This is a genomic window from Streptomyces sp. NPDC003720, from assembly GCF_042875075.1.
Lineage (GTDB): Bacteria > Actinomycetota > Actinomycetes > Streptomycetales > Streptomycetaceae > Streptomyces.
Map to the genome: position 1 here is coordinate 257,483 of NZ_JBIANZ010000002.1, position 12,714 is coordinate 270,196.

A 12,714-nucleotide genomic window follows, 5' to 3' on the forward strand; every position below is an offset into this window, starting at 1 on the left:
GCCGAGCGAGGTGGTGGTGACGATGCCCGTATGGCACCTGCGCGACTATCACGACGACGATCTCGACCAGGCCATCCAGATCTGGGACCAGAGCCGCGGGACCGACGAGGACCGGGTGTTCCCGGTCTCCGAGGTGATGGCCGCGGCCAAGTCCGGGCAGACGGCGGTCGTCGCCGTGGTCGGCGAGGAGCTCGTGGGCATGGCCGTGGCGGAGTCCTACGCCAAGCGGGGCTGGATCCTGCTGGTGGCGCTGGCCTCCCGCTGGCGCGAGCGCGGTATCGGCAGCGCGCTCGTCGCCGAGCTGGAGCGGCGGCTGCGGGCCGCCGGAGTGCGTCACATCAGCGCGCTGCTGCCCGCCCACGCGGCCGGGACGAAGGCCCTGGCCAACTCGGGCTACGAGTCCCGCGACGACCTCACCTACTTCGAGAAGTTCGAACCGTCGGGGACCGCCGACGCCGACGTCCTCGCGGCCCTCGGCGGCCGGATGCTGCCGGAGGGGCTGTGGGACGCGATGGCGGGCATGGAGCGGGAGAAGCAGGTCATCGAGCGCCGGGTCGTCCTGCCGCTGACCGAGCCGGTGCTGGCCGACCGCTACGGCGTCGTCCCGCCGAAGGCGGTCATGCTGTTCGGCCCGCCCGGCACCGGCAAGACCAGCTTCGCCAAGGCCGTGGCCTCGCGGCTCGGCTGGCCGTTCGTGGAGCTCTTCCCCTCCCGCCTCGCGGCCGACACCGGCGAAGGGCTGGCGGCGGCGCTGCGGGAGGTGTTCGCGGAACTGGCCGAACTGGACTCGGTCGTGCTCTTCATCGACGAGGTGGAGGAGATCGCCGCCGTGCGGTCCGGGAAGGCGGTCGACCCAGGGCACGGCGTCACCAACGAGCTGCTCAAGCTCATCCCCGTCTTCCGCGAACACGACGCACGCCTGCTCGCCTGCGCCACCAACTCGGTCCGCTCCCTCGACCCGGCGTTCCTCCGGCCGGGCCGGTTCGACTACGTCATCCCCATCGGCCCGCCGGACCCGACCGCCCGCTCGGCCATCTGGGCCCGCTACCTCAGAGCGGCCGCCACCGACTCCGTCGACCTCGCGCGGTTGGTGGAGGCCAGCAAGCTGTTCACCCCCGCCGACATCGAGTACGCGGCCCGCAAGGGCGCCCAGGCCGCGTTCGAACGCGAGGTCGCCGAGCGCCGGGGCGCGCCGGCCACCACCGACGACTACCTGGCGGCCATCGCCGACACCCGGCCGACGCTCACCGCCCGGGCGATCGAGGAGTTCACCGAGGACATCGACAAGCACAGCCGGCTCTGACAACCACGCCGGCGGCAGTGTCCGTACGCGCCGGCCCGCGCGTGCCGACGCGGAGGCAAGTGGAGGACGCGGAGGAACGCGGAAGACGCGGGCGAGCACGGCGGCGGAAGCCGACGCACCTACTGCGGCTCACCCGCCCGTGCGTCCGCGGCGCGGTAGCGATCCGCCAGGACGGCGCCCGATCCGTTGCGCAGGGCGAGTTCCGCCTCGGCCAACCCGGTCAGCGGCCCGGGGTCGGACAGGCCGGGCACGCACAGCACCTCCCCGGTCTCCAGGCCGGCGAGGGACGCCGCGACCACGTCGGCGGGCGGCATGCCGCCGTCCTCGTGGACCCGGGCCTCGCCGCGGACCGGGGCCTCGCCGGTGCCGAGGTGGAACTCGGTGGCGGTCAGCCCGGGGCAGACGACCTGGACCCGCACCGGCGAGTCGGCCAGCTCGGCGGCGAGGGTCCTGGTGAACGTCACCATGTAGCCCTTGGTGCCCCCGTAGACGGCCCGGTGGGGGAGGGGGCCCGGGGGCAGGGAGCCGGCGAACGCCAGCAGCGAGGCGACGTTGACGACGGCGCCCCGGCCGCGGGCCACCATGCCGGGAAGGGCCGCGCGGGTGAGCGCCGTCGGCGCCACGACGTTCACGTCCAGCACCTTGGCGAGCAGGGCCTGATCGACCTCGGTGAAGGGTCCGTACCCGTTGATCCCGGCGTTGTTGACGAGCAGCGCCACGTCGTCGGCGGTCACCCGCTCCGCGACCCGGGCGAGGTCCGGGGAGCGGGCGAGGTCGGCCACCAGGGGCTCGACCCCGGCCCCGCACCCCTCGCGCAGCCGTCCCGCCAGCGCGTCGAGCCGGTCGGCGCGCCGGGCGACGAGCACCAGGTCCCAGCCGCGCCGTGCCAGCGCGGCGGCGTACTCGGCGCCGATCCCGGACGACGCCCCGGTCACCACCGCCCGGCGGGCCGGCTGGTCGGATGCCACGCGCTGTCCGGTCAGCGGCCGGAGGCGTACGGCGCGGACATGCCGCTGTGCCGCGACTTCCCGGATTCGGCCTTTCCGGCCGCCGCGGTGGCCGCCAGCGCGAGCAGGGTGGCGACTGCGCCGGTGATGACGTTGTTGACGATGGTCTTCGTGGTGCTGACGTTGCCCGCGACGACCCACGGGGAGATGATCATCCAGATGCCCAGGATGCAGGCTCCCCAGGCCATGCTATGGGTGCGTTCGTAGGCACGGCCGAAGCCTCCGCTCATGAGGAGGGCGTAGGCGATGCCGACGATCAGGTTGTTGACGGCGAGGGTGGACAGGCCGTTGAACCCGGTGATCCACGGTGACGCCGCCATGTAGATGCCGGTGAGGAAGGCCAACGTGCCGACGGCCTGCCCCTGCGGGGTGCTCGTGGCGCGCTCGGCCATCTCGTGACGCATGCGCATGTCGACTATGTCGGGGTGTGTCTCCATCGAGGGGCCGTGCGAAGTGGTCATTGCCTTCACCTCGTAGTGAGTGACGTGTCTTCGCGGGCCGGGTACCCATCCGATCGGGTCAAACCGGACTTACTTCCGCACGTGTCCGGTCTCCGCACGTGTTCTAATCTAGGTAGACCTACCTACCTAGTCTGGACGGCCCATGGGTGACACCGGCATGAGTACGACGGCGCGCGGCAGGCGGCGACCGGCGCGGGAGCGGCTGCTGGAGGCGGCGGCCCGGCGGTTCTACGCCGACGGTGTGGCGGCGACCGGGATCGACACGATCACCGCCGAGGCCGGGGTCGCGAAGATGAGCCTGTACAACAACTTCTCCTCCAAGGCCGAGCTGGTCCGCGCGTACCTCGACCGCCGGCACGCGGAATGGCTCGGCCTCTACCGCGCGCGGCTGGAGTCGGCCGCGGGCCCGCGGGACGGGGTCCTCGCGGTCTTCGACGCGTACGCGGACCACGCCGCGTTCGCGTACGAGCGGGGCTTTCGCGGCTGCGGTCTGCTGAACGCCGCCGCCGAGTTCCCGGCCGGGGACGAGGGCCGGGACGTGGTCCGCGCCCACAAGGAGGAGGTCGAGCGGCTGATCGCCGGGCACCTGGCCGAGCTGCTGCCCGGCCGCCCCGACGAGGCCCGCGCCACGGCGGAGCACCTGTCGTTCCTTCTGGAGGGCGCGATGGCCCGCGCCGGCCTGGAGGGGAACGACGAGCGCCTGCTGCACGCCCGCGCGCTCGCGGCCGGCCTGCTGGACCGGCTGTGAGGGGCGCCGGGCGAGGCCGGTCCGCGGGCACGGGTGCGCTGTGCGTGCTGGCGGCTTCCGTGCTGTGGGGGACCACCGGAACGGCCGCCACCTTCGCGCCGGACGTCGGCCCGCTGGCCATCGGCGCGGTCGCGATGGGGCTCGGCGGGCTCCTCCAAGCCCTCGCCGCCGCGCGGCGGACCGTCCGCGCCGCACCGCGCCTGCGCGCTCACCGCGGGACCGTGCTGCTGGGCGCCGTCTCGGTGGCCGTCTACCCCCTGGCGTTCTACAGCTCCATGCGGCTGGCCGGCGTCGCCGTCGGCACCGTGGTCTCGATCGGCACCGCCCCACTGGCCTCGGCGGTGATCGAGCGGGTGGTGGACCGCCGCCGCCTCACCCGCCGCTGGACGCTGGCCGCCTGCCTCGGCCTGCTCGGCACGGCCCTGTTGTGCGTCGCGGAGGCCGCCCACGCCTCCGGCGCGGGAGGACGCTCCGTGGCCGGCACGCTGGTCGGGACCGGCCTCGGACTCGTCGCCGCCGTGACCTACGCCCTGTACTCCTGGGCCGCGCACCGGCTGATCACCGGCGGGATCCCCTCACGGGCGGCGATGGGCGCCGTGTTCGGCCTCGGCGGTCTGCTCCTGCTCCCCGTCCTCGTGGCGACCGGCGCCCCGCTCCTGGACACGTGGTCCGGCGCGGCCGTCGGCGCCTACATGGCGCTGGTCCCGATGTTCGCCGGCTACGTCCTGTTCGGCTGGGGGCTCGCGCACGTGCCGGCCAGCACGGCCACCACCCTGTCCCTGCTCGAACCGGCCGTCGCCGCCGTCCTGGCCGTCCTGGTCGTGGGCGAACGGCTCCCCGTCGCCGGCTGGACCGGCATCGTGCTCGTCGTCATGTGCCTCGCCGTCCTCACCGTGCCGACCCGCGCCGGAGCCGTGGTGCGGGAGGAGGTGACACGCCCCGGCGACGTACCCGTGCCCGCCCGGGCGCCCACGACCGGGACCTGATCGGCCGGGGCGCCGGTGGCTACGGTGTCAGCGGCCGGACGCGGGCGACGAGCAGGGCGACGTCGTCATGGCCGGTCGAGTGCCGCAGCCGGCCCAGCAGCCGGTCGCAGGTCTCCTCCACGGTGCTCCCCGGCTCGGCCAGCAGCCGCAGCAGAGCGTCGAGACGGTCGTCGATGGCGTCGTCGCGGGTCTCGACCAGACCGTCGGTGTAGAGAACGAGCTGGTCGCCCGGCTCCAGGGTGAGACTCGTGGTGTCGAACGGTGCGCCGCCCACGCCCAGTGGGAGACCGGTGGGCAGGTTCAACAGCGCGGGCGGCCGCCCGGCCGGGATCAGGACCGGGGGCAGATGACCGGCGGAGGCCAGGTGGACCAGCCTGCGACGGGGGTCGTAGACGGTGTAGAGGCAGGTCGCGATGTACGGGTCGAGCCCCAGGGTGATCCTGTCGAGGTGGGTGAGGACCCGGGCGGGGGAGAGGTCCAGATCGGCGAGCGTGGAGGTGGCGGTCCGCAGCCGGCCCATCGTGGTGGCGGCGTCGATGCCGCTGCCCATGACGTCGCCGACGGTGAGGACGGTCCGGTCGCCGTCCACGGGGATCACGTCGTACCAGTCGCCGCCCACCTGGCTGAAGGCCTGCGCGGGCCGGTAGCGCGCGGCCACCTCCAGGCCGGGGTGGCGGGCCGGGAGCTGGGGGAGCAGGCTGCGCTGCAGGGTCTCGGCGGCGCTGCGGATGTGCTCGTGGAGGACGGCGTTGTCGATGCTCAGCGCGGCGGTGGAGGCGAGTTCGCAGGCCAGGGCGAGATCGTCGTCGTCGAACGGCTGCGGGTTGCGGGCGCGCGCCAGGCCCATGACACCGATGACGTTGTCGTGGGCGATGAGCGGGATGGCCATGTCGGTGTGCACACCGGCCCGGGCGAGCAGACCCGCCTTCTCGGAGTCGGCGGCGATCCGGTCGTGGCCGCCGCGGTCCACATGGGTGATCAGCACGGGCTTGCGGGTGCGGACGCAGTGGGCCGCCGGATGGTCGGCGTGGTACGTGGTGAGGGAGCCGGGCGGAACGATCGCCGCGGCGGCGTCGGTGACATAGGCGGTCTTGACCGCCATGGAGCGGAACTGGGCGAGGTCGTCGCCCAGCTCGGCCCGGCCGGTCTTCAGGACGGAGTCCAGGAGGTCCACCGCGACCATGTCGGCCAGGTCCGGCACCACGACGTCGGCCAGTTCCCGCGCTGTCCGCTCCACCTCCAGGGTCGTGCCGATGCGGGCCGAACCGTTCGCCATCAGCCTCAGCCGCTGCTGCGCCCGGTCGGCCCTGCGGCCGGCCTCGTAGCGGTCGGTGACGTCGATGACCACGTTGGCGATGCCCAGCGCGTGCCCGTGCGTGTCCTCCAGCCGGTAGAGCGAGACCGCCCAGGCGTGGTCGCGGTCCGGGTCGGCGGCGGTACGGCCCACGACCTGCCGGTCCACCACGGGCGCACCGGTCGCCAGGACCTCCCGCATCGCGGTCTCGGCACTGCGGAACGGCTCACCGGGCAGGACGTCCCGGAACGTCCGGCCGACGTGCTCGGCCTCGGGGAAGCCGTGCATCTGGGCCATCGCCGGGTTGACCGCCAGGTACCGCAGGTCGTTGTCGAGGACGGCCAGTCCGACCGGCGCCTGGGTGACCAGCCGGGTGGACAGGGCCACCTTGTGCTCGACCTGCCGCAGGGTGGCCCGGTCGGTGGCGAGCCCCAGGGCGTAGTGATCGCCCAGGTTGTCCGTCAGCCGCATGTTGCGGAACTCCACCATCCGGGTACGGCCGTCCTTGTGCCGGACGGGGAACGCTCCCGCCCACCCCCGTCCGGACACCATCACCTCGGCGAAGAGCGCGACCGCCGCGTCGCGGTGCTCGGGGTGCAGGAGCAGCGGCGCCGCGTACTGCCCCACCGCTTCCTCCTTGGTGTAGCCGAACAGCTCCTCGGCCTGCGGGCTCCACATGTCGATCCGGCCGTCGGCCTCCAGCAGCACCGCGGCGACACCCAGCAGGTCCAGCAACCCGCTCGGTTCCGCGACGGTGCTCTCCGTGCGTTCCCTCGCCCACTGCGGGCTCTGTTCGGCTCGGCTCACCGGCCTCGCCTCCTTCCCTACCGCAGCGGCACTCCATCCATCATGCTCACAGCCCGAACAGCTTCGCCGCGTTGTCGTGGCACACCGCCCGCAGCCACTCCCGGCCCAGACCGAGCCGCTCCAGGGCGCGCAACTGGTGCGTATAGGCGTAGGGGATGTTGGGGAAGTCGGAGCCGAGCAGCACGCGGTCGCCCAGGTCGGCGAGCCGGGGCAGGGCCCGGCGCGGGAAGGGCATGAGTTCCTCGGTGAAGTCGGTGAACGCCATCGTCGTGTCCAGCCGCACCTGCTCGTACCGCTCGGCGAGGCCGAGGAAGTCCTCGTACTCGGGCATCCCCAGGTGCGCGACGATCAGCCGCAGCCGCGGATGGCGCGCCAGCACCCGGGCCATCGGCCCCGGTCCGGTGTACTCGCCCGGCGCGGGCCCGGAGCCGCAGTGGATCACCACGGGGATCCCGGCCTCGGCGAGCACGCCCCAGGCCGGCTGGAGCAGCGGGTCGGCCGGGTCGTACGCCCCGACCTGCACATGCGCCTTGAACACCCGGGCGCCGGCCTCGACGGCCTCGCGGACGTACGCCCCGGCGTCCGGCTCGGGGAAGAGCGTGGCGGTGTGCAGACAGTCGGGCGTGCGGCGGGCGAAGCCGGCCGCCCAGTCGTTCAGCCACCTGGCCATGCCCGGCTTGTGCGGGTAGAGCATCGACGTGAAGGCGCGGACACCGAACGACCGCAGCAGGGAGGTCCGCTCCTCCTCCGCCTTCCGGTAGGCGATCGGCCACTGGAGGCCGGCGGTCAGCGGTCCCTGCGCGTCGAAGTAGGCCCACACCTTGTGGAGCACCCGCTCGGGCATGAAGTGCGTGTGGACGTCGATCAGCCCGGGGATCCCGAGCCCGTTCCAGAAGCGGCGGACTTCCCCCGCCTCGTCCGCGCCGGTGCTCCCGGCCGGGCCGCGCGCGCCGGTCGCCGCGGACGGCATGTGGTGATCACTCATGCCGCCCACGATCGGCCCTGGCAGCGGTGCGGGTCCACCCCCTTCCCGAGCACCGCCCCGGTGGAGCGCCGCCCCGAACACCGTCGATCTCACATCGTGGTACTTGCTTTTCATAAAGCAAGACGGGTGAGATCGTTTGCAACGCCCGTACAGTTCGCACGGTCTTTCGGCGAGGGGATGCGTGCGGGCCGCGGGCCTTCGGCAACCGATCTCCACCTCGCGCGCGAAAGACCGAGCAATGCCCGCACCGTCCACTGGCTCCGCCCAGACACCCGCCAATCCGCGGTCCCGCGTCCTCATCGCCAGTCTCATCGGCACGACGATCGAGTTCTACGACTTCTACGTCTATGCGACCGCCGCGGTCCTGGTCTTCCCCTCCCTCTTCTTCCCGGGCGGCGACCCGGCCACGGCGCTGCTGTCGTCCTTCGCGGTCTTCGGCGCCGCGATGGTCGCCCGCCCGATCGGCGCCATCGTCTTCGGCCACCTCGGCGACCGTCTCGGCCGCAAACGGACCCTCGTGGTCTCGCTGCTGACGATGGGCCTCGCCACGCTGCTCATCGGCGTGCTCCCGACGTACGCCCAGGCAGGCTGGACCGCCACCGCGCTGCTCGTCCTCATGCGGCTCGCGCAGGGCTTCGCGCTCGGCGGCGAGTGGAGCGGCGCCGCGCTGGTCGCGACCGAGAACGCGCCCCGCGGCAAGCGCGCCCTGTACGGCACCTTCCCGCAGCTGGGAGCGCCGCTCGGCTTCATCATCGGCAACGGCCTGTTCCTGGTCATCGGGGCCCTGCTCCCGTCCGCCGCCGGAGCCGACCCCACCCAGCCCTCCGACGCCTTCCTGAACTGGGGCTGGCGCATCCCGTTCCTGTTCTCCGCCGTGATGGTCGCCATCGGCCTGTGGGTGCGGTCGCGGCTCGTCGAGTCCGAGGTGTTCGCCAAGACGCGCGAGGCGGGCAAGGTCCGCAAGCTGCCGCTCGCCACCGTGGTCCGCGGCCACTGGAGGCAGCTGATCCTCGGCACCTTCTTCATGCTGGCCACGTACGTCCTCTTCTACCTGATGACAACGTTCTCCCTGAGCTACGGCCGCACCCCCGGGGACGCCGCCGTGCCCGGCCTGGGCTACAGCTACACCACCTTCGTCCTGATGATGATCTTCGGCGTGCTGTTCTTCGCCGTGTTCACGCTGGTCTCCGGCCCGCTCGCCGACAGGTACGGCCGACGCACCACCCTGATGTGGATCACGGCCGCGATCGTGGTCTTCGGACTGGTCTGGGTGCCGCTGATCGGCCTGGGCACGCTCGGCGTGGTCCTGTGGCTCGTGCTCGGTTTCACGCTGATGGGCATGACGTTCGGCCCGATGGGCGCGCTCCTGCCCGAGCTGTTCCCGACCAGCGTGCGCTACACCGGGTCCGGCATCTCGTACAACGTCAGCTCGATCCTGGGGGCGGCCGTCGCCCCGTTCATCGCGGTGGCGCTGTGGCAGGCCGGTGACGGATCGCCCTGGCTGGTCGGCGTCTACCTCTCCGCCATGGCCGTGCTGACGCTGGTCGCGCTCTTCCTCGGCGAGGAGACCAAGGACGTCTCCCTGGACGACGGCGAGAGCGCTTCGGCGGACGAGGACGTCCGCGCCGGGGTCGCCTCCCCGGCGGTCGCCCCGTAGCTCCGGCGTCGTGACCGGAACCCGGCCTCCGGCCCCGCATCCCAGCGGCGCCGGGGGCCGTCGCGCGCCCGCCCGCCGGGCCCGGATTGAGGGGTCCCCGCGCGGGCAAGCGGACGTCACGACGGCCCAGCCGGGGCGGGGTGCCGCATCCGTCGAGGAGAACAGGGAGAGTGGGCAGGGATGACGCGGGAAACGATCGCGGCGGCGGAGGACTCGTCCGGGCCGGCCGACCGGGACGACGTCCCCACTCCGCCGCTGCGGCCGGGCGGGTACGACCCGGGCGACTACGCCGCGCTCGTCGTGGACAGCGCCGAGGAGGCCGGGATCTCCGCGCTGCTGCTGATGGGCGTGCTGCACAACGAGGCGTACAAGCCGCACCACCCGCTGCTGGAGCGGCTGTGGCACTGGTGGAAGCCCGAAGCCTCCTTCGGCGTCGCCAACATGCACCGGGCGACGTTCGAACAGGTGCGGCGCGCACACGGGCTGACGGGCCGGTGGAAGGACCTGCGCGACGATCCCGCGTTCGCCGTGCGGGCCGCGGCCCTGCACCTGAAGGACCTGGACGGGCGGCTGCCCGAGCGGCACGTGCGCCGCTACCGCCGGGACGAACTGCTCGCCCTGGGCTACAACGCCGGTGAGCGCAACATGCTGGCCTTCGCCCGAGGCGTGCCCCCGGGCCCCATGGCCCGGTCCTATCTGCGCCGGCTGCGGGCCAACCGCCCCCGCTCCGCCGAGGTCCTCGCGTCGTACGCAGGCCGAGGCGCCGGAGCTCTCGAAGCCGCGACGGCGGCGCCGACCACCGACCAGGCGTAATCCGGCAAACGGGGCATAATTAACATCCCTGTCGGGAGCGGGGGTAACGGGATGTGACAGTCACTCCGACAAGGAGGCGCATCCCATGACACCGACTCAGGACGTCGTCGAGATGATCCTCGAGGACCACCGGACGATGGAAGAGCTGCTCCGCCTGATGCGCAGCACGGAGGCCGACCGCCAGGGCGCGCTGCACGACTTCGCGCACCTGATGATCGCGCACGGGGAGGCCGAACAGGCGTCGGTCCACCCCGTTCTGCTGTCCTTCGAGGACGCCGACACCGTCGAGCACGTCGAGGCCGCCCACCAGGAAGCCGTCAAGGTCCTCTTCGCACTCCTCCAGGTGCGCCGGATCGGCTCCGCCGAATGGGACTGGAGGCTCCAGCAGTTGGCCTCCGTCACCGCCCGCCACACGGACGCGGAGGAGCGCACCCTGGTCAACCGGGTGCGACAGAACCTCAGTCGGCGGTGCCGGGAGGAACTCGGCGCCGGATTCGCCAGGACGGAGGCCGAGTTGCTGAACGCGCGCTGCGGCAGCGTCGCCAACGTCCACCGCATGGTCCACGACGCCGCACCCGTGTGATGTCCGGTCCGCTTCGAGAGGACCCGGCGACCGGACAGGACGGGCCGCCGCGGAGCAGAGGACCACGACAGAGGGAACCACGACAGGAGGCTGTCATGAACTGGACCCTGGACACCTTCCTCACCCAGGTCGCCGAACGCGCGGGCTACGACAGGCCGCAGCAGGGAGCGAGAGCCGTGCGGAACGTGCTGGAGGTCCTCGGCGCCCACCTGGTGGGCGACGACCGCACGGACCTGGCCGCGCTCCTGCCCGGGGGCTGCGGAGCACTGCTGACCTCGAGCGAGCCGGCCAGCGAACCGCTGACCCCGGCGTCGTTCGTCGAGGCCGTGGCCGGCCGCAGCAACGAGGACCTCGACGAGGCCCGGCGCGAGATCGACGCCGTGCTGCCCACGCTCGCCGAGCTGGCGGACCAGGCCCTGCTGCGCCGCCTGCTCACCCAGCTGCCGCCGGGCCACGCCGGCCTGTTCGGTCGCACGGACCCCGGATGACCGCCCCGGGCGCTGCGGCCGCACGCCCGGGCGTCCCCGGCTCCGCGCGCGGGCGCCCGGTCAGTCGCCGACGGCCTGGACGATGTCCCGCGGGTCCAGTCCGGTGAGCTGCGCGATGCGCGGCGCGGGAATCCCGGCGGTGAGAGCGCGGTGGACCAGCGACTGCCAGTCCTGTGTGGTGTCCCGGAAGGACAGCAGCTCCGACTCCAGGTCCGTCACGGACTGGGGTGCGCAGGCGTGCTCCACCCGCAGGGTCTCCTCCTCGCTGAGGGGGACCGGCAGCCGCTCCGCCTCCTCCGGTACGAGCACCTCGGCCCCGGCCGGCAGGATCCTGACGTGCTCGGAGGAGGCGGAGATCCCGTGGGCGTGCAGCCAGCCCAGCACCGCGGGGCTGTCGGCACACTCCAACTCGCCGACCGCGGACAAGGCCGCACCCAGACGCGGATGACGCTCCGGGAGAACGAACAGCAGGGCCTCGTCGGCCATGGTCGGCACCTCTCTCACAACAGCTGGGCAGGGATCCCATCCCTATCCCCTCCCCAGTCGATGTGCCCGCATCGCCATCGCTCACTCACTCCGGAGACTGGCGGGCTGATCGCCTGTACGCATTCCGGGGGCCGGGTTCCCGGACAACCGCGGGCGGCGGTTCCTTGCAGGCGGCGCGGCGCGCCGCCGCGTCCGGCGGGCCGCCGCCTGCCGAGACGCGGTCGAGGCTCCCGCCCGGCCCCGAACCGGTTGAAGCGCGATGGACTCCGACGGCGGCCTTGTCGGGCGTCCGCCGAGGTCACAGCGTTTCATCGTCGCAAGCCGGCGGTGCCCGAAAGACGTGCTCCGCATTGCGCCGAGAGCCGGGTCGTTGCCAGGCTTCCCCGGCATGGAACCCACGAGCGAAGCCCTGCCAAAGCCGTCCCGCGGCGGGACCCTGACGGCCGTGTGCGCGGCCTCGCTGACCCTCGCCGCCTCCCTCGCGGCGCCGAGCGCGGCCGTGGCACCGTCGGCCGCGCCCGAGTCGGCCGCGCCCGCCCCCTCCTGCGTGGCGATGTACCAGAGCTGGCGGTACACCCAAGCCGCCAACGACTGCGCCGAGCCGGTGACCGTGATGGTCGTCTACCAGGACGGCTCGGCGAGCCTGTGCGCCACGCTCGCTCCGCTCGCGGTCAGGACCCTCGGCGAGGGATACCTCGGCGAGCACGGCCGCGCCGACCGCCTCGAGACGTGCGAGCCGTCCTGAGGGCCGGCGCCTAGTCGGCGGCCACCGTTCGGTCCGCCTCGTCCTGGGCGAGCAGCGAGAGCAGCGAGGCCACGGTCAGCCCAATCCCCGCCTCCGCCGGGTGGCGCAGGACCCTGCTGGGGTCGATCCGGTAGGCGTTGCTGCGACCCTGCCGGGTGTGGGAGAGGTATCCGTCCTGCTCCAGATCGGTGATGATCTTCTGCACCGCGCGTTCGGTGAGGCGGCAGCGGGCAGCGATGTCGCGGATACGGGCGTTGTGGTCGTCCGCGATGGCGGCCAGTACGCGGGCATGGTTCGTGAGGAAAGTCCATCCGCTGTGTGGCTCGGGCACTCCATCCATGGCTCGAGTTT

At 72.9% G+C, this 12,714-nt stretch carries 14 protein-coding genes; 8 read left to right on the forward strand and 6 right to left on the reverse strand.

The annotated features are described in order from the left end of the window. The first annotated feature begins 22 nt into the window (after positions 1–22). Complete coding sequence (locus ACFYU0_RS06620; protein WP_389298279.1) at positions 23–1,303, forward strand: ATP-binding protein; 1,281 nt, start codon at positions 23–25, stop codon at positions 1,301–1,303. 119 nt (positions 1,304–1,422) lie between these two features. Here the strand turns inward: ACFYU0_RS06620 and ACFYU0_RS06625 are convergent, their stop codons facing one another. Then, positions 1,423–2,271: an SDR family NAD(P)-dependent oxidoreductase gene (locus tag ACFYU0_RS06625; RefSeq protein ID WP_389298281.1), complete on the reverse strand. Its 849-nt coding sequence runs from the start codon at positions 2,269–2,271 to the stop codon at positions 1,423–1,425. Positions 2,272–2,282: 11 nt separating this feature from the next. After that, positions 2,283–2,747 carry an SPW repeat protein gene (locus ACFYU0_RS06630; protein WP_389298905.1) on the reverse strand — a complete coding sequence of 155 codons (465 nt, stop codon included), beginning with the start codon at positions 2,745–2,747 and terminating at the stop codon, positions 2,283–2,285. A 166-nt stretch (positions 2,748–2,913) separates the two neighbouring features. On the opposite strand from ACFYU0_RS06630, the gene ACFYU0_RS06635 reads away from it, so the two are divergent. Continuing rightward, a complete protein-coding gene (locus ACFYU0_RS06635; RefSeq protein ID WP_389298282.1) occupies positions 2,914–3,519 on the forward strand; it encodes a TetR/AcrR family transcriptional regulator in 606 nt (201 codons plus the stop codon). Between the two features lie 44 nt (positions 3,520–3,563). Continuing rightward, complete coding sequence (locus ACFYU0_RS06640) at positions 3,564–4,505, forward strand: DMT family transporter (RefSeq protein WP_389298284.1); 942 nt, start codon at positions 3,564–3,566, stop codon at positions 4,503–4,505. 19 nt (positions 4,506–4,524) lie between these two features. Here the strand turns inward: ACFYU0_RS06640 and ACFYU0_RS06645 are convergent, their stop codons facing one another. Further along, entirely contained in the window at positions 4,525–6,606 is a 2,082-nt protein-coding gene (locus tag ACFYU0_RS06645; protein WP_389298286.1) for a SpoIIE family protein phosphatase, read from the reverse strand. A gap of 46 nt (positions 6,607–6,652) precedes the next feature. Beyond that, entirely contained in the window at positions 6,653–7,576 is a 924-nt protein-coding gene (locus ACFYU0_RS06650) for an amidohydrolase family protein (protein ID WP_389298907.1), read from the reverse strand. Between the two features lie 253 nt (positions 7,577–7,829). Between ACFYU0_RS06650 and ACFYU0_RS06655 the strand changes: the two genes are divergently transcribed. From ACFYU0_RS06655 to ACFYU0_RS06670, 4 genes are all read left to right on the forward strand, one after another. After that, the gene (locus tag ACFYU0_RS06655; protein ID WP_389298288.1) at positions 7,830–9,248 is read left to right on the forward strand and encodes an MFS transporter; all 1,419 of its coding nucleotides are present in this window, start codon (positions 7,830–7,832) and stop codon (positions 9,246–9,248) included. A gap of 180 nt (positions 9,249–9,428) precedes the next feature. Next, entirely contained in the window at positions 9,429–10,061 is a 633-nt protein-coding gene (locus ACFYU0_RS06660) for a lytic transglycosylase domain-containing protein (protein WP_389298289.1), read from the forward strand. A gap of 85 nt (positions 10,062–10,146) precedes the next feature. After that, positions 10,147–10,644, forward strand: a complete 498-nt coding sequence (locus ACFYU0_RS06665; RefSeq protein WP_389298291.1) for a hemerythrin domain-containing protein — start codon at positions 10,147–10,149, stop codon at positions 10,642–10,644. Positions 10,645–10,739: 95 nt separating this feature from the next. Continuing rightward, complete coding sequence (locus ACFYU0_RS06670) at positions 10,740–11,132, forward strand: DUF2267 domain-containing protein (RefSeq protein WP_351669348.1); 393 nt, start codon at positions 10,740–10,742, stop codon at positions 11,130–11,132. 60 nt (positions 11,133–11,192) lie between these two features. Here the strand turns inward: ACFYU0_RS06670 and ACFYU0_RS06675 are convergent, their stop codons facing one another. Next, a complete protein-coding gene (locus ACFYU0_RS06675; protein WP_389298293.1) occupies positions 11,193–11,618 on the reverse strand; it encodes a DUF6003 family protein in 426 nt (141 codons plus the stop codon). 388 nt (positions 11,619–12,006) lie between these two features. On the opposite strand from ACFYU0_RS06675, the gene ACFYU0_RS06680 reads away from it, so the two are divergent. Next, positions 12,007–12,363, forward strand: coding sequence for an alpha-amylase (locus ACFYU0_RS06680; RefSeq protein ID WP_389298294.1), 357 nt, complete (start codon positions 12,007–12,009; stop codon positions 12,361–12,363). Between the two features lie 10 nt (positions 12,364–12,373). Here the strand turns inward: ACFYU0_RS06680 and ACFYU0_RS06685 are convergent, their stop codons facing one another. Further along, positions 12,374–12,703, reverse strand: a complete 330-nt coding sequence (locus tag ACFYU0_RS06685; protein WP_389298296.1) for a helix-turn-helix transcriptional regulator — start codon at positions 12,701–12,703, stop codon at positions 12,374–12,376. Positions 12,704–12,714 lie beyond the last annotated feature (11 nt).

Excerpts from the sequence above, each read along its gene's own strand:
- ACFYU0_RS06635 (WP_389298282.1), top strand. The coding sequence starts at position 2,914 with ATGGGTGACACCGGCATGAGTACGACGGCGCGCGGCAGGCGGCGACCG.
- ACFYU0_RS06660 (WP_389298289.1), top strand. The coding sequence starts at position 9,429 with ATGACGCGGGAAACGATCGCGGCGGCGGAGGACTCGTCCGGGCCGGCC.
- ACFYU0_RS06675 (WP_389298293.1), bottom strand. The coding sequence starts at position 11,618 with ATGGCCGACGAGGCCCTGCTGTTCGTTCTCCCGGAGCGTCATCCGCGT.
- ACFYU0_RS06650 (WP_389298907.1), bottom strand. The coding sequence starts at position 7,576 with ATGCCGTCCGCGGCGACCGGCGCGCGCGGCCCGGCCGGGAGCACCGGC.
- ACFYU0_RS06655 (WP_389298288.1), top strand. The coding sequence starts at position 7,830 with ATGCCCGCACCGTCCACTGGCTCCGCCCAGACACCCGCCAATCCGCGG.
- ACFYU0_RS06620 (WP_389298279.1), top strand. The coding sequence starts at position 23 with ATGCCCGTATGGCACCTGCGCGACTATCACGACGACGATCTCGACCAG.
- ACFYU0_RS06680 (WP_389298294.1), top strand. The coding sequence starts at position 12,007 with ATGGAACCCACGAGCGAAGCCCTGCCAAAGCCGTCCCGCGGCGGGACC.
- ACFYU0_RS06685 (WP_389298296.1), bottom strand. The coding sequence starts at position 12,703 with ATGGATGGAGTGCCCGAGCCACACAGCGGATGGACTTTCCTCACGAAC.
- ACFYU0_RS06630 (WP_389298905.1), bottom strand. The coding sequence starts at position 2,747 with ATGGAGACACACCCCGACATAGTCGACATGCGCATGCGTCACGAGATG.
- ACFYU0_RS06670 (WP_351669348.1), top strand. The coding sequence starts at position 10,740 with ATGAACTGGACCCTGGACACCTTCCTCACCCAGGTCGCCGAACGCGCG.
- ACFYU0_RS06665 (WP_389298291.1), top strand. The coding sequence starts at position 10,147 with ATGACACCGACTCAGGACGTCGTCGAGATGATCCTCGAGGACCACCGG.